The organism is Pseudomonas danubii (assembly GCF_042980055.1).
Taxonomy (GTDB): domain Bacteria; phylum Pseudomonadota; class Gammaproteobacteria; order Pseudomonadales; family Pseudomonadaceae; genus Aquipseudomonas; species Aquipseudomonas danubii.
Genome location: NZ_CP116502.1, coordinates 3,852,284 through 3,872,445, shown reverse-complemented (window position 1 = coordinate 3,872,445; position 20,162 = coordinate 3,852,284). Strand labels below are relative to the sequence as shown.

Here is a 20,162-nt window from a genome sequence, read left to right as displayed (position 1 = left end):
TTCTGTTCAAGGACGCTTTCACATGCCGCAATCCCCCGACTCTTCATGGTTTGAAGCCGCCTGGGCACAACGAGAAGAACAACTCTACCCGGCGCTGTTCGGCGACCTGGGCCCGGGTATCTACCCGCTGGACATGACACTGTTCAGCGAGGTCTTTGGCCAGACCGCGGTCGACCCGCGCTGGCTCAGCCACGGGGTCTTCGAGTCACCTCCCACTGCCACGCGCAGCAGTTGGCTGTATGTCACCTCAGGGCTGTCCAATGCCTGGGAAGATGCGCAACCCGAGGCCGACGGCGAGTCCGGCATGGGCCAGGAACTGCTGCTGGAAACCCCTGAGCAGGCGCCCTGGGCCCTGCGCCTGCTGCGCAAGTTCTGCGCCTATCAACTGCTATTGGCCGCCGGCCGTTTCGGCGAACAGCCGCCGCTGGACGAATGGGACCGCATGCGTACCGGGCAACCCATCGACGGCGGTGACAGCCTGTTGCAGGCATTGCTGTTCATTCCCGCGCCGGCCTTTGCCGGGCCTCATCAATTGCTGAGCGGACGCTTCGAATTCCTGCAGATCGTCGGCCTGACCCTGGACGAACACGCCTGGGGCCAGAGCGCGGGGTATCCGGCCCTGCAGCAACGCCTGGCCCAGACCGGAGCCTCGCCAGTGATGGACCCGGCACGGGCCAGTGTCTGCTGAGGCTCGATGAAAATTCACCGCGACCGTGACGGATCGTCATTTTTCCAGCCACAGCGGGCCCGCTTGAGGTAGATTCAGACAGCGAACAATCTCGCGACGACGTTTGCTTTCTTGCCCTGCCGCTGGAAACCAAGCCCCGTACCGGTGGCTCTTTCACTGCCCCGCCGTTTTTCGCCACTGACCGCACATGGCGCGGTGGCGCCGATTTCAGGAAATGGATTAATGCCGCAAAGACAAGTGATCAATGCTTCGGTGAGCCCGAAAGGCAGCCTGGAGACCCTCTCGCAACGTGAAGTGCAACAACTCAGCGCCGCCGGTTCCGGCAGCATCTACACGCTGTTCCGCCAGTGCGCCCTGGCGATCCTCAACACCGGCGCCCACGTCGACAACGCCAAGACCATCCTCGACGCCTACCACGATTTTGAAGTGCGCATTCACCAGCAGGACCGCGGCGTGCGCCTGGAACTGCTGAACGCACCGGCCGACGCCTTCGTCGACGGCGAGATGATTGCCAGCACCCGGGAAATGCTCTTCAGCGCCCTGCGCGACATCGTCTACACCGAGAACGAACTGGACAGCCAGCGCATCGACCTGGAGAGCTCCCAGGGCATCACCGACTACGTCTTCCACCTGCTGCGCAACGCCCGCACCCTGCGGCCCGGCGTGGAGCCGAAGATGGTGGTGTGCTGGGGCGGCCACTCGATCAATACCGAAGAATACAAATACACCAAGAAAGTCGGCCACGAACTGGGCCTGCGCAAGCTGGACATCTGCACCGGCTGCGGTCCTGGCGTGATGAAGGGCCCGATGAAAGGCGCGACCATCGCCCACGCCAAGCAGCGCATGAGCGGCGGCCGCTACCTGGGCCTGACCGAGCCGGGGATCATCGCTGCCGAAGCACCGAACCCCATCGTCAACGAGCTGGTGATCCTGCCGGACATCGAGAAGCGCCTGGAGGCCTTCGTGCGTGTCGGCCACGGCATCATCATCTTCCCGGGGGGCGCCGGCACCGCAGAGGAATTCCTCTACCTGCTGGGCATCCTGATGCACCCGGACAACCGTGAACTGCCGTTCCCGGTGATCCTGACCGGTCCCAAGAGCGCAGCGCCCTATCTGGAGCAGCTCAACGCCTTTGTCCTGGCGACCCTGGGCGAAGCGGCGCAGAAGCACTACCAGATCATCATCGACAACCCGGCAGAAGTGGCCCGGCAGATGACCGAAGGGCTGAAGACCGTCAAGCAGTTCCGCCGCGAACGCAACGACGCCTTCCACTTCAACTGGCTGCTGAAGATCGACGAGGGCTTCCAGCGCCCCTTCGATCCGACCCACGAGAACATGGCCAACCTGCAACTGAACCACGCCCTGGCGCCCCACGAACTGGCGGCCAACCTGCGCCGGGCGTTCTCCGGCATCGTCGCCGGCAACGTCAAGGACCAGGGCATCCGCCTGATCGAACAGAAAGGTCCCTACAGCATCCACGGTGACCCGGCGATCATGCAGCCCCTGGACCAGTTGCTCAAAGCCTTCGTCGAGCAGCACCGCATGAAGCTGCCAGGCGGCGCGGCCTATGTGCCGTGCTACCGCGTAGTGAGCTGATCCCCAGCCCCTTCGGTGGTTGAACAGCGCCGCGCGTTCCCTGGGAGCGCGCGGCTTTTTCTTGCCCGGCATTTGCCTCCCGCGCCAGGCTGCCCCCTCGGCTTTGTGCTAGCTGAACCCCGGCAAAGGATGGCCGGGCTCCGGTAGGATGTGGCGCCAACCATCAAGGAGTGATTCATGCCAGCACCAGACATTGCTGGTGGGCCAGCTGTTCGGTGAGCGGGACCAATGGGCCACGGCGCCAGACCTGACTTTTCACTCCCGCAGCGCCGCACAGGCACTGTGCGCCGGCCTGCACATCGAGCATTTCGAGGAAAGCGAAGGGCTGGGCAAGAGCCTGCGCGGTCCCAAGCACAACCACAGGTTCGACCTGATCCTGCGCAAACCCTGACGGACGCCACCAAGGCCGCCGCCCCCCCCCCCCTTTCTCCATCCCCTCCCCCTATCCCCGGACAACGCCGCTGCACACGGCGTTGCCACCTGCAAAACGCAGCGGGTTTGACAGCCTCATGGCCACGTGAAATAGTTTTCCAAAATTATGGAACGCAATTCCATTTCTTATAAATACACCAAAAAAGGCCTGTCATCGTGAGCGAAGTTCCCGCCGCAACCCTCCCGCCCCTGGATTGTGACCTGCTGGTGATCGGCTCCGGAGCTGCCGGTCTGGCCTGTGCCGTGACCGCCGCCTGGCATGGGCTGAAGGTGGTAGTAGTGGAAAAGGATTCCACTTTCGGCGGTGCCAGTGCCTGGTCCGGTGGCTGGATGTGGGTGCCGGGCAATCCGCTGGCGCGCCGCGCCGGCATCCATGAAAACCCGCAGCAACCGCGCACCTACCTCAGGCATGAACTGGGCGAAGGCTACGACGCCGGACGCATCGACGCCTTTCTTGATAACGGTCCACAAATGGTGGCCTTCTTCGAACAGCACACCGCCCTGCAGTTCGTCGACGGCAATGGCATTCCGGACATCCATGGCCAGGTGCCCGGGGCTGGCATCGAGGGTCATCAGGTGATCGCCGCGCCCTATGACGCCCGGGCCATTGGTCCCTTGCTGGCGCGCCTGCGCCGGACCCTGCGCGAGACCTCGTTCCTGGGCATGCCGATCATGGCCGGGGCCGACCTGGGCGCCTTTCTCAGCATGACTCGCTCGTTCAAGTCGCTATTGCATGTGGGCAAGCGTTTTGTCCGCCATTTGCGGGACCTGGCGCTGCATGGTCGGGCCATGCACCTGGTGAACGGCGTGGCGCTGATCGGCCGGCTGGCGAAGTCGGCCCAGGACCTGGGAGTGAATCTGCTGGAGTCGTCGCCGGCCCGTTCGCTGCTACAGGACGAACAAGGGGTGCACGGCGCCCTGGTCGACACGCCTCAGGGGCCGCGGGAGATCCGGGCCCGTCGCGGCGTGGTCCTGGCGGCCGGCGGTTTTGCCCACGACCCGGTTCGACGCCAGGCGCTGTTTCCCCGGGCGCCTGGCCCCGACGAGCATCTGGCCTTGCCCCCCTTGAGCTGCTCGGGGGACGGCATTCGTCTCGGTGAGGCCGCCGGTGCCGTGCTGGCCACCGACCTTGCCAGCCCGGTGGCCTGGGCCCCGGTATCGCGAGTGCAACACGCCGACGGCAGCATCGGGCACTTTCCCCATATCATCGATCGGGCCAAGCCCGGGGTGATCGGGGTACTGGCCAATGGCAAACGCTTCGTCAACGAGGCCGACGGTTACTACGACTACACCGCGGCCATGGTGGAAGCGGTTCCGGCCGGCGAGGAAGTGGCGTCCTGGCTGATCTGCGACCACCGCTTCCAGCGTCGTTACGGGCTAGGTTATGCCCGCCCCTTCCCCCTGCCCGTGGGCCATCTGGTGCGCAACGGCTACCTGCAACGGGCCGACTCCATCCAGGAGCTGGCACGGCGTTGCGGCATCGACCCACAAGGCCTGGCCGCCACGGTACAAGCGTTCAACCAGCATGCCCGGCAGGGTCAGGACCCTGAGTTCGGTCGCGGTTCGACGCCCTACAACCGCAAGCAGGGTGACACCCTGCACCCAGGACCTAACCCCTGTGTGGCGCCTATCCAGCAAGGGCCGTTCTATGGGGTCAAAGTGCTGCCCGGCAGTTTCGGCACCTTTGCCGGGCTCAAGACCAGCCCCCAGGCCCAAGTACTGGATCAGGCCGGGGCGGTGATCCCGGGGCTGTATGCCGCGGGCACCGACATGGCCAGTGTCATGGGCGGTTTCTACCCGTCCGGGGGCATCAACCTGGGGCCGGCCATGACCTTCGGCTACATTGCCGGGCGCCATGCCGCAGGCGTCAGTGACTATGAGGTGATCCTCGAACCGGCCCTTGGCGCAGGTTCCGGACAATGCGCGGCGATGCATTGACCTGGCGCCGCTGGCTCATGGGCTCCAGCCGGGGCCCTGCTCCACCAGGGGTTGCGAGGCCTGCAACTGCGCCTCGATCTGCCGCGCCAGGTAATACACCCCGGCCATGACCCCGTGCTCAGGGTCATGCAACTGCTTGAGCCAGGCCTGATCGAAGGCCACGCCCAGGTCGCGCCGGGTCTGCGCCTGCAGGTCCTCGCGCTCATTGTTCTGGACCAGGGCCCGTACACCCGCCACCCCCACGGAAATCAGCGCTCCGGCCACCCGCCCCACCGCGGCGGCCACGGCACCGGCCACACCGCGACTGGCGAACTGGGCCTGGAGTTTCTCACTGGTGACCTGGGCCACCTGGGACACGCCCGGCGCCGCCTCCCCCTGATCGGTCGCCGGCCCGGCATGAATCTGCTGCAACAGCGGCGCATAGGCCGGCAGACGGGCCACCGGCTCTACCTGCAACAGTTGCTGCAGCGAAGCGCGCTGCCCAGCCTGGGGCCCAAGATCGATGGCGATGATCCGCGCCAGATGCTGATCCAATTGCGGCACGGGCAACTGGTGACGCGCAGTGCTGAGCTGCACCTGCTGACGCAGCAACTGCACATAGAACTCCATGGCCTCGCCGGTAATGCCATCGGCATCGATCTCCAGCGCCACTGGTGCCAGGACCCGCTGCTGATACTGTTCCTGCAGGTAACCGGCCAGGCGCCTGGAAGCCTGTGCGTCATCGCCCCGGTCGTTCAGGGAATACCAACCGACCTTGAGCGCCAGCCATTCCTGGGTCCAGTAGCCACTGAACCAGGGAATGAAGTGTTCGTCGGTCTGCTGATAGATCCGCGTGCGCCAGTGCTCCATGGAGCCCTGGGCATAGACTTCAGCCTGCTGGGTGGCGGAGCGTGAGGCGTTCAGCAGCTCCACGTCCACCTGACGCCAGACGGCCGGACTGACCGGCGCCTGGGCGACGGGCTCGGCGACACGGCTGGCACAGCCAGGAAGGAGCAGTACCAGCACCGCCAGCCCCAGGCTGAACAACCAGGACCTGGGGCGACAGCAACGCAGCGCCAGTGAGCACAAGGCAAGTCCCTCCCTGAAGGCAAGGCCAGGCCAGACTCGACTGTCCGGCCTGGCCTACTTGCAGTATAGGTAGCGCCACTGCGCCGCCCGGGGCGTTTTGCCAGGCGCTCGTGCAATCGTCACCCACGACGCCTCCGGCATCGGTATATTGCCCGGGGCGCCTGCGCCACGGACCTGCCTCCCCCCTACAAGGAACCTTCATGCTCTACCGCATCGCCGCTGACAGCCTGGTGCTGTTTCACCTGTCATTCATCGTCTTCGTGCTGCTGGGAGGCCTGCTGGTGCTGCGCCATCCACGGCTGATGCTGCTGCATCTGCCCGCCGCGGCCTGGGGTGTGGCGGTGGAAGTCCTGCACCTGGAATGCCCGCTGACCCGCTGGGAAAACCAGTTGCGCCACGCCGCCGGCCAGGATGGCTACGGGGCCGGGTTCATCGAGCACTACCTGATCCCACTGATCTACCCCGCCGGGCTGACCCCGGGCATCCAGCTCTGGCTGGGCAGCCTGGTTCTAGTGATCAACCTCTCGGTCTACGGCTACCTGGCACGGCGCTGGAGCCGTACCCGCCACGCCTGAAGCCTCCCCCTTGTGACCGCAGCGGCGAACCGGCCCGCACCTTGGCGCTCTAGGACGGATCGGCCTCGCAGGCCTGGGTCAGCGCCTGCCAGGTGGCCTGGTCGGCGGGGATCAGGTGCTCGATGCGCAATGACGCCACAGTGATGTCCTGGGGCATGCCAAAGGTGGTGAAGGTGGAAAGAAAACGCAGTTCCCCCGTGAGCCCGCGCACCCGGGTCAGCAGCAACGGCGTGGCCAGGCTTGCAGCACCCGCCGCCTCGCCGGGGCACGGCAGGCTCGCCAGCAGCGCCGCCAGCCCTGGCTGTTGCGCCGCCTCCCGGGCCGCCCGCTGCCAAGCCACCTGACGGATCTCTTCGGCATTGATCAGGCAGTCACCAAAACCACCGGGCAGCAGCAGGCTCGCCAGCAGATTGAAACCTTGCTCCAGCGCCGCCGGCGGCAGTCCCAAAAGCCCGAACAAGGCCTTGGTGGCGCGATTGGCGGCCAGTACCTGCCAGCCGCTGTCGATGACAATGGCCGGCGCCGGGTTGTTGGCCTGGAGCAGGTGCATCAGCGCGGCGCGCACCGGCTCCAGGCCCGGATCGTCCAATGGCAAGGCGGCATAACGGGGGGCATAGCCGGCGGCAAGATACACCCGGTTGCGTATTTCCAGTGGGGTATCCAGGGTGCTCAGCAAGCCATGCAGCAGCGCCGGGCTGGGCTGCGCCCGGCCCGTCTCGACGCAACTCAGGTGCCGTTGCGACATGCCCACCTGCAACGCCAGATCCAGCTGACTCAAGCGTGCTTGGCGCCGCAGTTGGCGCAGTTGCGCGCCGACCGGCAGCGCTGGCGCGGGAACGCGTCCAAGGGGTTCAATCATCGGGTTCCATCATCCTTTGGGTGGGTTAGCCGTTGGCGGACAACTCAGCGAACAGGCTTGAAGAAGATCAGTTCGGGATCATCCTCGTCCAGGTTCTCGACTACCCCGCTGGGGCGGAATCCGGCCTTGGCCAGCAGCCCCTGAGCCGCCCGACCGCCTCGCGAAGCGCCTGGCCCCGGCTGGCATGGGATTGTGCGTAGGCATCAAAGCCGAGCATGGCCGGCACATCGTCGGGCCGTGCTTCACGGATCACCCTCGAGGTGCCTGGCTCAGGAGCCTGTTCGCTGTCGCTCATTGCTACTCATTCCTTGAAGCTGATTGTTGTCCTGTGCCGCCCAGCTGAGCGCTTGTGCCCCACGCCTGTCTATGACCTGGGAGGTCATTGAGTGGCCCGGGGGTTGCCACTTAGCCTGTTCGCTCCCCGTAGTTCAAGGAGTTTAATGGTGAGAAAAACACTCTGGCGCCTATGCCTGGCCTTGTTCGCCGGCCATGAACTGGACGCCGTGGCCCAAGCCGAGTGGCGCCTGCTGTATGGCTTGCGCGACCTCGATCCGGCGCTGGGCCAGCAGTGGTTCATTGCGCTGCATGTACCGCTGTGCGTCGCACTGATGTGGCTGATCGGGCACCCGTGCCAGGCCATGCGCCGGACCAGCCGGCAACTGCTGGCCGCCTTTGCCGTGGTTCACGCCGGGCTGCACTACAACCTTCAGCAGCACCCGCTGTACCTCTTCGACTCGCTGCTGTCGCAAACGCTGATCTTCGCCTGCGGTGCCACCGGCCTGCTCTACCTGATGCTGGACCTGGGCCGGCAACGCTCCCCGTGCAACGACTGATCACCTCCCGGCTCAAGGAACCCACCATGCCCCGTCCCTACCTCGCGCTGCTGACCCTGCTGGCCTTCAGTGCCTACACCTTGTTCACCCTGCTCCAGGCACAGCAGTCGCTGCTGCAATTCGGCGTGCAACTGCTGTCGCAACCCGACACAGCGCAGGTGGTCATCGACCTGTACTTGATGGCGCTGCTGGCTGGATTGTGGATGCTGCGAGACGCCCGAGCCCGCGGACGCTCGGCGCTGTCGGTGCTGCCCTACCTGCTGCTGACGGCGGTCTTGGTCTCCATCGGCCCGTTGCTGTACATCGTGGTCAACGGCTTTGGCCGAGGCTCGCCCCACAGCGCCTGAGCGGCAACGGCCTCAGATCAGCCGCTGGATCTGCTTGTGCCGCCAGACCAGCTTGAAGTAGCCAGTCTGCAGCACCAGCATGCTCAGGTAGGCCACCGGGAACGCCATCCACACCCCCTGCAGGCCGAAGTGCGCGTCCAACAGATAGGCCATCGGCAGCTGCACCCCGAGGATGCAGAAAATCGAGATCGCCACCGGCATCAGCACCGTGCCGCTGGCGCGCATGATGCCGCCCACCACCGCCTGGAAGCCGAACACCAGGATGCTCCAGAGCATGATGTGCAGCAGGTGTTCGGCCTGCACCAGGGCTGTGGGGTCGATGATGAACAGCCCCAGCAGCCAGTGGGAAATCAGGTAGCCCAGCAGCACCAGGGCCCCGGTCAGGCACAGATTGATCGCCAGGCCCGTGCGCAGGATCGGGGTGATGCGCTCCAGGCGCCCGGCGCCGATGGCCTGGGCCCCGAGGATCGAGGCAGTGATGGCGATCGACAGCGCCGGGAACTGCACATAGTTGACGATCTGGGTCACTGCGCCATAGGCCGCCGTGGCCTGGGAACCGTGGCGGTTGACCAGGGCCAGGATCACCAGTTCGGAGAGTGAGATCACCACCATCTGCACCCCGGTGGGCAGGCCGATGCGCAGCACCTTGGCGAGGATCGCCCGGTCCAGCTTCATCGCCGCGAACAGCGCCCGATCCGGCGCCAGGGGATGGGCCCGGCCACTCAAGCGCCAGACCAGAAAACCCATGGCCAGGATATTGCCCACCAGCCCGGCGAAGGCCGCGCTCTGGATGCCCATCGGCGGCAGGCCCAGCCAGCCGCGAATCAGCGCCGGGGTCAGGAGCAGGCCCACCAGGGTCGACACGATCAGCGCCAGCAGCGGCGACAGGGTATCGCTGACACCGCGCAGCAACTGGGTAAAGAGCACGAACACCAGCAGCAGCGGCATGATCAGCATCATCACCCGGGCATAGCCCACTGCATCGTCCAGCACATCCAGCGGGGTCCCCAGCCCCTGCAAGGCCGGCCGCGCAAACAGCATGCCCAGCACCGCCCCCAGCAGGCCGATCAATGCGCCGAGCAACAGGGTGCTGCCGGCCACCGCCTTGACCGTGCCCAACTCCCGGGCGCCCCAGGCCTGGCCAATCAGCACCGAGGCCCCCGCGCCCAGGCCGATCACCAGGGCAATGAAGAAGAACACGATGGGGAACATCCCCGACACCGCGGCCAACGCCTGGGTCCCCAGCATCTGACCGATGTAGATACCGTTGAGCGTGCCGGAGAACGACTGCAGGAAGTTCGACAGCACCATGGGCATGAGGAAGATCAGGTACACCTGCCAAAGCGGGCGCTGGGCGGGAATCGACATGGGGCAGGCAACCTCGGATCAAGAGGACGAAGGGCCGCGAAGCAGTCCGTGGCACGGGGCTCGCGTCGGTCCTGGAAGGTGCAGCAATGAAGGCCGAACGCGACGTTCCGGCAGCGCAGCGGCCCGAGGTTTATATCAGCGGTTGACGTCCACCACCACCCGCCCGCGGACCTTGCCTTCGAGCAGTTCACGGGCGACGGTCAACGCCTCTTCCAGGCCCACTTCGCGGGTGATCCGCTGCAGGTGCTGCTGGTCCACCTCGGCAGCTAGGCGCTCCCAGGCATGCACCCGTTCGTGGTAGGGACGGGTCACGCTGTTGATCCCCAGCAAGCTCACTCCCCGCAGAATGAAGGGCGCCACCGAAGCCGGGAAATCCATGCCCTGGGCCAACCCGCAGGCAGCCACCAGACCATCGGCGGCGGTGCCGGCACAGACGTTGGCCAGGGTGTGACTGCCCACCGAATCGATGGCCGCCGCCCAGCGCTCCTTGGCCAGCGGGCGTCCCGGCTCGGACAGTTCGGCACGCTCGATGATACGGCTGGCCCCCAGCGCCTTGAGGTAGTCGGCCTCTTCCGGCCGCCCGGTGGCGGCGATCACCGAGTAGCCCAGGCGCGACAGCAGGCTGATGGCAAAGCTGCCAACGCCGCCGCTGGCACCGGTGACCAGCACTTCGCCGTGCTCGGGAGTCAGGCCGCTGCGTTCCAGGGCGATCAGGCACAGCATGGCGGTGTAGCCGGCAGTGCCGATGGCCATGGCCTGGCGCGCGCTGAAGGCTTCTGGCAGGTGGATCAGCCAGTCACCCTGCAACCGGGCCTTCTGCGCCAGCCCGCCCCAATGGCTCTCGCCCACGCCCCAGCCATTGAGCAGCACCTGCTCCCCCGGGCGAAAGCGCGGATGGCTGCTGGCTTCGACGGTGCCTGCCAGGTCGATTCCGGGGACCATGGGAAACTGCCGCACCACCGGGCTTTTGCCAGTGATCGCCAGGCCGTCCTTGTAGTTCAGGGTGCTGTAGGCCACCCGCACCGTGACATCGCCTGCAGGCAGTTGCACCTCCTCCAGTTGGCTCAGATGGGCGCGATAACCTGCAGTGTCTTTGTCGATCACAATGGCCTTGAACATCACGGACTCCTGTTGGCAAGGGAGGCTGCAGCGCTGGCTGCAACGGCGTAGAACGCGAACGCGCCATCCTACGCAAGCCTTCGGAAGGCGTCCATGAACACCCCCGCCCGCCTCGGAATTGCTCCGGTGGCCGGGCCGGCGCTAACGGTCATTGATCGCCCCTCACCCCAGTCCCCGCCAGCGACGCTCGCAATGACCCGGGCCGCACCCAGCATCCCGTATCGCAACGTAGCCCAGCGCGACTGGCCTGCCAGAACGGCGACGAGGGGCGTATCGGGCGTGGCAAAAACGCAGCATGGAGCGTTACCATGCCGCGGCGTTTCTACCCTGACCGAACGGATTCTCGACCTTGTCTCACCTACTGGAAAAAGCCGCCGCACGCGGCGATCTCACGGCCATCGAGCGCCTCCTTGATACTGGCGCGGACCTTGAATGGCAGCACAAGGGCACCGGCCGCACGGCCCTGCTGGCCGCCACTATCGCCGGGCACCGGCCGGCCGTGGCGCTGCTGCTGGCACGCGGCGCGGATGTCCAGCAACCGTGCAAGGCGCTGGGCTACAGCCCCCTGGCCTGGGCCGCCAGCCAAGGTGATACCGCCATGGCCGAGTTGCTGATCGCCCATGGCGCAGCGCTCGAACACGCCAGCCCCGAACTGCAACGCACTGCCCTGATGAACGCCGCCCAGGGCGGGCACGAGGCAATGCTGAGCTTGCTGCTCAAAGCCGGCGCCGATCCCCTGCGCCTGGACTTCCAGCAGCGCAATGCCTGGTCCCTGGCCGAAGAGAAGGGCCATACCCAGATCATGCAACAGCTGGCGCAGGCCGGTGCCGGAGCGCCGCCAGCGCCCGCAGCGGCCCCTTCCCTGCCCTGGCCACCACTGGCACCAGGCGATGACAACAGTGGCGATCCGGTCACCCAGGTGCGGGCCTATACCCTGGCGCTGGAGGCCTGGGAACAACGGGGCAATGCCCTGGGCCACGAGGCTGTCGACGCGGCCTTCTGGGCCGAACCGCAACAGCTCCTCGAACGTTTCTGCACCCTGCGGCCGCGGGCCTATCCCCGAGCCTCCTACGGTTACCCCACAACCTACTCCGAGGCCGACCAACTACTGGGCTGCCAGTTGCTCAAGCCCGCCGAGGCCGAAGTGCTGATGCGTGATCCAGCCTCCCGGGCGCTGTGCTACGAGCATCGCTTCCTGGTCAAACGGGTCGCGGGGCAATGGCGCATCGACAGCGTCAAGCGGCGCCTGGCCGGCACCCCGAAATGGACCAACGCGATTCTGTGACGCCCCTGCAACTTGCACGCCCCTCTCACCTTTCAGGACCTGCCCCCATGAAATACGACGACGCCTCCTGGCACTACGGCGGCGACTTTCCCGGCGACCTGCCTACCACGGCTGGAGCCACCCACATCGGCCTGTTCCTGGCCTGGATGCTGATCAACGACTTTGCCAGCGAGGAGCTGCTGGACGATGTCGAAGAGGAGATCGGCCAAGTCCGCGCCCGCACCCTCGATGGCCGCGAGTTCCTGTTGCGGATACTGGATGAAAAGCTCAGCGACGGCGATTTCAACGACGAAGGCAATGCCTTTGCCCTGGCCTACTACAAGGGGCGGGACAGCGGTCGGTTTTCCAGCGACTACGAACAGATCCTGGCCCCCGAGCCGGGCACCATCTACCGGGTGGAAAACAGCTGGAGCAACTACGACCGGCTGGCATCGGTGATGGACGAGCGACTTGCACACTGGCGCGCCACGGGGCGAGCGCAGTACATCGACTGAGCGCCGGACGCCGGCAATTGTGGTTAAATGCCGCCCCCGAAAATCGCCGGTTACCGTGATGACCCCTCAAGCCCTCGCCACCCTCAACCAGCACTTGCTAACCGCCCTGGCCACCGCGCCCACCGAAACCCGGCGCCTGTTCCATGGCCGCGGCCGCTGCTGGCCGGGGCTGGAGCAACTGACCGTGGACTGGCTGCAAGGGGTACTGCTGGTGTCCCTGTTCAAGGCGCCGGAGCCTGAACAACTCGCGGCCCTCAAGCTGCTGCTGGTGGAGCTGGGCAACTCCGCGCAATGGGCCGCCAGCGGCGCCCGCAGCCTGATGCTGCAACACCGCTACCTGCCCGACAGCCATGGCGAATGGCTGCTGGGCCAGCCGGTGGATTCCTGCACCATCACCGAGGAAGGCCTGCGCTACCAAGTGGACCTGGGCAGCAAGCAGAACAACGGGCTGTTCCTCGACATGCGCTACGGGCGCAACTGGGTGCGGGCCCATGCCCGGGGCCAGAACGTGCTCAACCTGTTCGCCTACACCTGCGGCTTCTCGGTAGCAGCGATCGCTGGCGGTGCCGAGCGAGTGGTCAACCTCGACATGTCCCGAGCGGCCCTGAGCCGTGGCCGCGACAACCACCGGCTCAATGGCCACGACACCAGCCGGGTGAGCTTTCTCGGCCATGACCTGTTCAAGTCCTGGAGCAAGGTCAAGCAAGGTGGCCCTTACGACCTGGTGATCATTGATCCGCCATCGTTCCAGAAAGGCAGCTTTGTCCTGGGCAAGGACTATGCCCGGGTCCTGCGGCGCTTGCCGGAGTTGCTGACAGCCAACGGCTGCGTGCTGGCCTGCATGAACGACCCGGCATTTACCGTGGAGTTTCTGCTGGAGGGCATGGCCGAGGCAGCGCCGGGGTTGCGTTTTGAACAGCGGCTGGAGAACCCGCCGGAGTTTCCCGATGCCGATCCGCAGTGTGGACTCAAGGCGCTGGTGTTTCGTCAGGGGGAATAGAGGGGCTATCGCTGCTGGGAAGGGGCCGGAAGATCAAGATCAAAAGCCAAAGCCAAGGTGCGCAGGCCGGCTCTTTGTAGCCGCTGCCGAAGGCTGCGAAACCAGGCGACGCGATATGTCAGGAATATCGGGGAGGCAGGTTTAGCGTCTCCTGCGGAGCCGGTCGCAGCCTGCGGCAGCGGCTACATTAACGCGAACGGCAATGAAACAGGCCGGCCGGCAGGCCGCCGTCAGATTTTGATCTTGCTTTTGATCTTGATCTGAACGCCCCGTTAACCACGATGGCCGAACGCAGGCATTGAGCCGTGGGTAACCCGGCAGGGATGCCGGGTTAGCCGCCACCCGGCCATGGATGGCCGGTGGCGGCGGCCCACGGATCAATGCCTTCGTTCGGGCATGCCGAGCCTAGGCGAGGCACCGAGTGGAGGGGCAGGAGCCTTTGGTTACTTTGGGCTTTTCAAAGTAACTCGCTGTAAGAGCGAAACCATAAGTGGCCGTGACCGCAGCAACGGATATGCCCCCAAAAAAACCCCCAAAGCCCCCGCCCCGCCTCACAACCCCATCCGATACTCAATAACCCCCGGCTTCTGCGCCACCCAGTCATACAACCTCTGCGCACGCTTGTTGCTCTCCTGCGTATGCCAATACAAGCGCCCACACCGCTGTTCCCGGGCAAAGGCCTGCACCCACTCGATCAACCGTTTCCCCGCACCGCTGCCCCGCACCGTGGGGGCGACATACAGATCCTCCAGATAACAGAAGTCGGTTACCGCCCAGGTCGAACGGTGCAACACCGAGTTGACGAAACCGATCAGCTCATCACCCTGCACCGCCACCGCTGAAAACACCGGCTCTTGCGGATCACAGAAACGCTCGAAGGCAACCACACTGACCTGCTCATCCAGCGTCACCTGATAGAAGTCCTGATACGCCAGCCACAACTGCAACCACTGCTGATAATCGCCAGGCTGAATCGGCCGTATCGTCACTGCGTGTTGTTGATCACTCATTGCACTCTCCTGTTGAAAACCCACTCCAGACGTCAACCCCTGGATGGTGAGGAGCGCCAGCTTATGGTTTGAATGGAGGGTTTTATCAGTCCATTTCAATCGCAAAGAGCAGACCACTTTTGCCACCGCTCGCGAACCTCGCACCTCGGACTGCTAATGGGCCCCACAGTGAATCCCACCCGCTTTCTACGCGAACAGAACGTGGACGACCCGAAGCTTCTGTGAGCGATTGCAAGGAGTGCCTGAGGACTCGGAGCCTTAGTCCCAACTGCCGGCGATAGCGCTGAGCTGTGGGTTTTTCTTGACAGCAAAAATTCCCAGCGGCTATTGTCTGACAACCTGACTACCAAGGTTTCTCCATGCTTGAACTCCAGCGTCCCGACTCTCTCGTTGTGCGTGTGGTCAATGCGATCCGTACCGAGATCGACTCCGGCCGCCTGGCTCCCGAGTCGCGCCTGCCCACTGAGCAGCAACTGGCCGAGCAGCTGAATGTCAGCCGCTCGGTGGTGCGCGAAGCCATTGCCCAGCTCAAGGCCGATGGCGTGCTGATCGCCCGGCGCGGCCTGGGGTCGTACATTTCCAAGACCCCTACCGGCACGGTGTTCCGCTTCCCCCAGGCCGATGGACGCCTGCCGGATCTGGCGCAGATGTTCGAGATGCGCCTGTGGATCGAAACCCAGGCTGCGTCGATTGCCGCCCAACGCCGCGATGCCGCCGATCTGCAGCGCATGCAGCAAGCCCTGCAGGAAATGCACGACAAGCGCAGCGATTTCGAAGCCGCGGGGTTGGCTGACGTGGAGTTTCACCGGGCCATCGCCGAGGCCAGCAAGAACGACTATTTCGTGGCCTTCCATGATTTTCTGCGCAGCCAGCTAACCAGCGCCCGCAAGGCCGCCTGGGAAAACTCGGCGCGGCGCATGGTCGGCGGCTCCGCCGATGCCACCCAGGAACACCAGGCGCTGTACCAGGCCATTGCCGCCGGTGATCGCCAGGCCGCCGCCGCTTGTGCCGATGCTCACTTGCGTGCCGCGGCCAAGCGCCTGGGCCTGGAGCTGCCAACCCTCGACTAACAACTGCAACACGCTTCAAGCCGCAAGCGCTAGCCTGCGGTTTTTTATCGGAATACTTAGTCTGACAACCTGATAACCAGACTTGAAACCGTTTGATCCAAGGTACCCAGAACCATGATTTATGACTTTTGCATCATCGGCGGCGGCATCGTCGGACTGGCCACGGCCATGGAGATCCTCAAGCGCCAGCCGGGCGCCTCGCTGGTGATCCTGGAAAAGGAAAATGTCCTGGCCCGGCACCAGACCGGCCATAACAGCGGGGTGATCCACGCCGGTATCTACTACGCGCCGGGCAGCCTCAAGGCCGACCTGTGCAAGCGCGGCGCCGAGGCCACCAAGCAGTTCTGCAGCGAGCACGGGATCAAGTTCGAGGTCTGCGGCAAGGTGCTGGTAGCGTCCAACGCCCTGGAAGTGCAGCGCATGGAAGCCCTGTACCAGCGCTCACAACAGAACGGCCTGAAGGTGGAGCGCCTGGACGCCGAGCAACTGCGTGAGCGTGAGCCGAACATCGTCGGCCTCGGCGGGCTGTTCCTCGACGCCACCGGCATCGTCGACTACCGCGAAGTCTGCGAAACCATGGCCCGGGTGATCCGCCGCGACGGCGGAGAAATCTGCCTCAGCCAGACCGTGACCGCGATCCAGGAAAACGCCGACAGCGTCACGGTCAACAGCCATGGCGGCAGCTGGCAGGCGAAGAAACTGGTGGTCTGTGCCGGCCTGCAATCGGATCGCCTGGCGACCCTGGCCGGGGTCAGGATCGACCACCAGATCATCCCCTTCCGCGGCGAGTACTTCCGCCTGCCGGCCTCGAAGAACAACATCGTCAATCACCTGATCTACCCGATCCCCGATCCGGAGCTGCCATTCCTCGGCGTGCACCTGACCCGCATGATCGACGGCAGCGTCACCGTCGGCCCCAATGCGGTGCTGGGCCTGGGCCGGGAGAACTACAAGAAGTTCTCCATCAACTGGCGCGACGTGGCGCAGTACGCCAGCTTCCCCGGGTTCTGGAAAACCATCTGGCAGAACCTGGGTTCCGGCACCACGGAGATGAAGAACTCGCTGTTCAAGTCCGGCTACCTGGAGCAGTGCCGCAAGTACTGCCCGTCCCTGGAAGTCTCCGACCTGCTGCCCTACGAGGCGGGGATTCGCGCCCAGGCGGTAATGCGTGACGGCAGCCTGGTGCACGACTTCCTGTTCGCCCAGACCCCACGCATGTTGCACGTATGCAACGCGCCCTCGCCCGCCGCCACTTCGGCGATTCCCATTGGTTCGATGATCGCTGACAAGATTTTCCAGGCCGACTGAAACACAGACGCGGCACGCCTTGTTGCACAGCGCTGCAGCGCTGTCTGCGGGGCCCCGTGCCGCCGAAATACCCCTCGGCAGTCCCTTTGGGGCACACCGAGCAAGACCCGCGTCAACTCGACAATAAATACAATGATCCAAGAGGATGTACACAATGACCGCAGTTGAAACCGGCATTACTGCAGCGGAAACCCCACAACAAACCAAGAAACGCCTGCGCAAGGTCGCGGCGGCCACCATCTTCGGCTCGATGCTGGAGTGGTACGACTTCTACCTCTACGCCACCATGGCGGCCATCGTCTTCTCGAAGATCTTCTTCGATAACAGCAACCCGAAAAGCGCCACGCTGATGGCCTTCTCCACCTTTGCCATCGGCTTTATCGCCCGTCCCTTCGGCGGCATCCTGTTCGGCTACCTGGGGGACAAGTTCGGCCGCAAGCAGGTGCTGGTGCTGACCTTCTGCCTGATGGGCGTGTGCACCGCACTGATCGGCCTGATCCCCAGCTACGCCTCCATCGGCATCTGGGCACCGATCCTGCTGGTGGCGATCCGCATCATCCAGGGCCTGGGGGCCGGCGCCGAACTGTCCGGCGCTGCGGTCACCTCCTATGAACACGCCAGCGAAGGCAAACGCGGCAGCCAAGGTGCCTGGCCGGCGCTGGGGCTGAACCTGGGCCTGCTGCTGTCGTCGCTGACCATTTACCTGTTGACCATCAACGGCAATGAGTTCCTGCTGGCCGGCGGCTGGCGCATTCCGTTCGTGTGCAGCATCGTCCTGGTGGCGGTCGGCCTGTGGGTGCGCAACAGCATTCCGGAAACCCCGGAGTTCAAGGAGCTGAGCAAGGAAAGCCAGAAGGCCAAGCCCTCGCCCCTCAAGGCACTGTTCAAGAACGACCTCAAGGGCCTGGCGGTGGTGTTCTTCGTCGCCATTGGCTACAACGCCCTGAGCTACATCTTCAAGACCTTTTCCCTGGCCTACCTGACCCAGTACAAGAATGTCGATGTGCACGTCACTTCACTGTCGGTGACCATCGCCAGCCTGATCGCCATCGTCGCCGTGCCCTTCTTCGGCTGGCTCTGCGACAAGTGGAGCAGCAAGACCGTGCTGATTCTGGGCGGGGTGTTCTCGCTGCTGTTCGCCTACCCGTTCCTGGCCCTGCTCAATACCGGCGAGAGCCTGATGATCTACATCGCCATCGGCGTCGGCACCGGCATCCTGGCACCGATGATGTTCGCGCCTCAGGGTTCGTTCCTCAGCCGCCAGTTCCCCACCGCGACCCGCTCCTCGGGCTTCGGCACCGGGCGCGAGATCGGCACCGCGATTGCCGGCGGCCTGGCGCCACTGGGCGCCCTATCCCTGGTGACCGCCTCGGCCACTCACTCCACCGACGGCGTGGTGATCATCCTCGCGGTGTCCGCCGTGCTGGTGATGGTGTTTGCCCTCTTCGACCAGGGGCGCAAGCACTCGGCGTTCAAGAACTGAAAAACCGTTGAGCCGCCCACAGGTCGCACTGGGGCGGCTCAGGCCAGCAGCACCTTGATCCCCAGCTGGCGATAACCTTCGATATCCACCTCTGGCACTTCCTGCTCGGTCACCAGCCGCTGCAGACGGTTGCAGGGTGCGACCACAAAGGGCTCCATGGCGCCGAGTTTGTCGGCGGTGGTCACGGCGATGACTTCGGCGGCGCTGTCGAACATCGCCTGCTTGATCGGCACTTCATCGAAATGCAGGGAGCTGATGCCGATCTCCGGGTGAATCGCACAGACCCCGGTGAACATCAGGTCGGCCTTGATCCCCTGGATCATCCGCAGTGCTTCATGGCCGCTGGCGGACAGGGTTGCCGGATTGAGCTGGCCGCCCACGAGAATCACCTTGACCCCGGGGTATTCGGCCAGGGCCACGGCAATCATTGGCGAAGCGGTGACTGCGGTCAGGCGGATATCGGCCGGCAGGGACTGGGCGATATGCAAGGTGGTGGAACCGGAATCGAACAGCACCGTCTGGCCGTCCCGCACCCATTGCACGGCAAACTGCGCCAGACGCAGTTTCGCCTCGTTGGTTTCGCCGACCCGAGTGAAGTAGTCCTTGCCGCTGTCCTTGGGTCGCGGCAGCGCACCGCCATGCACCCGCTGCACCAGGCCATTGGCATCCAGCTCGGCGAGGTCGCGGCGGATGGTGTCTTCTGAAACCGCGAAGTGCCGGCTCAGCTCAGCGGCCATGACCTTGCCGTCGCGCTCCAGCAGCAGAAGGATCTTTTGTCGACGCAGGGAGGGCAGCTCGGCTGCCGGGTGCAGGTTTTGCATGTTCTTGCCCGTTTTTGCGTGTTTTCGCGAGATTAGCCAAGCCCTCTCGCGAAAACAAGCAGCCGCGCTCAGGAGATCAATTGTGGGGGCCGTACGTTGTACAGCGCCGCCTCACCCAGGCGCTCGCGCACCAGGGCCTGGGCCTGCCGGGTCATCTGGTCCAGATGCCGGTCGCGCTTCTTCTCCGCTTCCAGCATGGCCTTGCGCCCGTGCTGGGCCAGCAGGTAGGTGTGAATCTGCCGCACTTCCACCGATTGGTAGATCGGCGCCACGTCCAATACCGCCAGCAAGCCATCGCTGCCATGGTCTCGGGTATTCATCAGCACTTGCGGACCGCGGGCGCCCAGCAGCTGAAAGCCCAGGGCCTCGAAACACTCCACTTTGGCCACCTGACAGGCCAGCTCGGCATGGGGATAGCGAGCACGCAGCGCCTCCAGCATCTGCCGGGCAATGCCCTGGCGCCGATGGTTTTGCCGCACCGCCATATAGGCCACGGCACAGGCCTGGGGATCGTCCTTGAGCGGCAGGTACAGGGTGAAGCCCAGCACCTGCTCAGGGTCCTGAGTATCGGTGGCCACCACCAGCTCTACCGCGATCCCCCGGGAACCGTCCATGGCCTGCAGGTACAGGTGCACTTCGTAGCCGACGCCGTACTGGTACAGGTTGTACAGCGGGTTGCTCGGGGCAATGGCCACCGCGCTGATGTCGGTGATGTAGTCCACGACCATTTGCTGGATCTGGCTCTGGATGGCTTCGGGCGGCGGGGCTTGGAACAGGGTGATGCTGGACATCGAGGCAGTGACTCCGAGGGTTGAGGCGTGCCCGCAACGGCGGGCGTGGCAATCATACCGCGTCACGGCAAGGCACA

The 20,162-nt window shown here is 64.7% G+C and carries 20 protein-coding genes; 13 read left to right on the top strand and 7 right to left on the bottom strand.

The genetic code is table 11. From position 1 onward, the window contains the following. Positions 1-22 precede the first annotated feature (22 nt). From PFZ56_RS17970 to PFZ56_RS17955, 4 genes are all read left to right on the top strand, one after another. Positions 23-688 carry a suppressor of fused domain protein gene (locus PFZ56_RS17970; RefSeq protein WP_170004439.1) on the top strand — a complete coding sequence of 222 codons (666 nt, stop codon included), beginning with the start codon at positions 23-25 and terminating at the stop codon, positions 686-688. Positions 689-910: 222 nt separating this feature from the next. Next, positions 911-2,284, top strand: a complete 1,374-nt coding sequence (gene ppnN / locus PFZ56_RS17965) for a nucleotide 5'-monophosphate nucleosidase PpnN (protein ID WP_102879885.1) — start codon at positions 911-913, stop codon at positions 2,282-2,284. A gap of 199 nt (positions 2,285-2,483) precedes the next feature. Then, positions 2,484-2,675 (top strand): hypothetical protein, encoded by a 192-nt coding sequence (locus PFZ56_RS17960; RefSeq protein WP_146232636.1) that lies wholly within the window; start codon positions 2,484-2,486, stop codon positions 2,673-2,675. Between the two features lie 197 nt (positions 2,676-2,872). Continuing rightward, positions 2,873-4,654 carry an FAD-dependent oxidoreductase gene (locus PFZ56_RS17955; protein ID WP_170004437.1) on the top strand — a complete coding sequence of 594 codons (1,782 nt, stop codon included), beginning with the start codon at positions 2,873-2,875 and terminating at the stop codon, positions 4,652-4,654. A 15-nt stretch (positions 4,655-4,669) separates the two neighbouring features. Here PFZ56_RS17955 and PFZ56_RS17950 read toward each other — a convergent pair whose 3' ends face one another. Further along, on the bottom strand, positions 4,670-5,722 hold the full coding sequence (locus PFZ56_RS17950; RefSeq protein ID WP_249735869.1) for a hypothetical protein: 1,053 nt from the start codon (positions 5,720-5,722) through the stop codon (positions 4,670-4,672). A 200-nt stretch (positions 5,723-5,922) separates the two neighbouring features. Here PFZ56_RS17950 and PFZ56_RS17945 point away from each other — a divergent pair, with 200 nt between their 5' ends. Beyond that, positions 5,923-6,297, top strand: a complete 375-nt coding sequence (locus PFZ56_RS17945; protein ID WP_170004435.1) for a DUF2784 domain-containing protein — start codon at positions 5,923-5,925, stop codon at positions 6,295-6,297. Positions 6,298-6,346: 49 nt separating this feature from the next. Here the strand turns inward: PFZ56_RS17945 and PFZ56_RS17940 are convergent, their stop codons facing one another. Continuing rightward, a complete protein-coding gene (locus PFZ56_RS17940) occupies positions 6,347-7,156 on the bottom strand; it encodes a helix-turn-helix domain-containing protein (protein ID WP_170004433.1) in 810 nt (269 codons plus the stop codon). A 440-nt stretch (positions 7,157-7,596) separates the two neighbouring features. Here PFZ56_RS17940 and PFZ56_RS17935 point away from each other — a divergent pair, with 440 nt between their 5' ends. Together PFZ56_RS17935 and PFZ56_RS17930 are read left to right on the top strand one after the other, a co-directional pair. Continuing rightward, positions 7,597-7,989 carry a DUF6713 family protein gene (locus tag PFZ56_RS17935; RefSeq protein WP_222933839.1) on the top strand — a complete coding sequence of 131 codons (393 nt, stop codon included), beginning with the start codon at positions 7,597-7,599 and terminating at the stop codon, positions 7,987-7,989. A gap of 26 nt (positions 7,990-8,015) precedes the next feature. After that, complete coding sequence (locus PFZ56_RS17930; protein ID WP_170004431.1) at positions 8,016-8,336, top strand: DUF2834 domain-containing protein; 321 nt, start codon at positions 8,016-8,018, stop codon at positions 8,334-8,336. A gap of 12 nt (positions 8,337-8,348) precedes the next feature. Here the strand turns inward: PFZ56_RS17930 and PFZ56_RS17925 are convergent, their stop codons facing one another. Both PFZ56_RS17925 and PFZ56_RS17920 read right to left on the bottom strand, forming a co-directional pair. Further along, entirely contained in the window at positions 8,349-9,704 is a 1,356-nt protein-coding gene (locus PFZ56_RS17925; RefSeq protein ID WP_272754854.1) for an MATE family efflux transporter, read from the bottom strand. 135 nt (positions 9,705-9,839) lie between these two features. After that, positions 9,840-10,823 carry an MDR family oxidoreductase gene (locus PFZ56_RS17920; protein WP_102879893.1) on the bottom strand — a complete coding sequence of 328 codons (984 nt, stop codon included), beginning with the start codon at positions 10,821-10,823 and terminating at the stop codon, positions 9,840-9,842. A 349-nt stretch (positions 10,824-11,172) separates the two neighbouring features. On the opposite strand from PFZ56_RS17920, the gene PFZ56_RS17915 reads away from it, so the two are divergent. From PFZ56_RS17915 to PFZ56_RS17905, 3 genes are read left to right on the top strand one after another with little or no spacing between them, the layout of a single operon-like run. Next, on the top strand, positions 11,173-12,108 hold the full coding sequence (locus tag PFZ56_RS17915; protein ID WP_170005100.1) for an ankyrin repeat domain-containing protein: 936 nt from the start codon (positions 11,173-11,175) through the stop codon (positions 12,106-12,108). 47 nt (positions 12,109-12,155) lie between these two features. After that, positions 12,156-12,602, top strand: coding sequence for a hypothetical protein (locus PFZ56_RS17910; RefSeq protein WP_102879895.1), 447 nt, complete (start codon positions 12,156-12,158; stop codon positions 12,600-12,602). A 58-nt stretch (positions 12,603-12,660) separates the two neighbouring features. Then, on the top strand, positions 12,661-13,602 hold the full coding sequence (locus tag PFZ56_RS17905) for a class I SAM-dependent methyltransferase (protein WP_110653770.1): 942 nt from the start codon (positions 12,661-12,663) through the stop codon (positions 13,600-13,602). A 551-nt stretch (positions 13,603-14,153) separates the two neighbouring features. Here the strand turns inward: PFZ56_RS17905 and PFZ56_RS17900 are convergent. Beyond that, complete coding sequence (locus PFZ56_RS17900; RefSeq protein WP_170004955.1) at positions 14,154-14,612, bottom strand: GNAT family N-acetyltransferase; 459 nt, start codon at positions 14,610-14,612, stop codon at positions 14,154-14,156. Between the two features lie 359 nt (positions 14,613-14,971). On the opposite strand from PFZ56_RS17900, the gene PFZ56_RS17895 reads away from it, so the two are divergent. The 3 genes from PFZ56_RS17895 (at position 14,972) to PFZ56_RS17885 (ending at position 18,473) form a co-directional block, all read left to right on the top strand. Beyond that, complete coding sequence (locus PFZ56_RS17895; protein ID WP_170004953.1) at positions 14,972-15,682, top strand: FadR/GntR family transcriptional regulator; 711 nt, start codon at positions 14,972-14,974, stop codon at positions 15,680-15,682. Positions 15,683-15,796: 114 nt separating this feature from the next. Next, positions 15,797-16,990, top strand: a complete 1,194-nt coding sequence (lhgO, locus tag PFZ56_RS17890) for an L-2-hydroxyglutarate oxidase (RefSeq protein ID WP_110595835.1) — start codon at positions 15,797-15,799, stop codon at positions 16,988-16,990. Positions 16,991-17,144: 154 nt separating this feature from the next. After that, positions 17,145-18,473 (top strand): MFS transporter, encoded by a 1,329-nt coding sequence (locus tag PFZ56_RS17885; protein WP_170004951.1) that lies wholly within the window; start codon positions 17,145-17,147, stop codon positions 18,471-18,473. Between the two features lie 38 nt (positions 18,474-18,511). Here PFZ56_RS17885 and PFZ56_RS17880 read toward each other — a convergent pair whose 3' ends face one another. Together PFZ56_RS17880 and PFZ56_RS17875 are read right to left on the bottom strand one after the other, a co-directional pair. Continuing rightward, positions 18,512-19,294 (bottom strand): DeoR/GlpR family DNA-binding transcription regulator, encoded by a 783-nt coding sequence (locus tag PFZ56_RS17880; protein WP_170004949.1) that lies wholly within the window; start codon positions 19,292-19,294, stop codon positions 18,512-18,514. Positions 19,295-19,362: 68 nt separating this feature from the next. Beyond that, complete coding sequence (locus PFZ56_RS17875; RefSeq protein WP_170004947.1) at positions 19,363-20,085, bottom strand: GNAT family N-acetyltransferase; 723 nt, start codon at positions 20,083-20,085, stop codon at positions 19,363-19,365. Between the last annotated feature and the right edge of the window lie 77 nt (positions 20,086-20,162).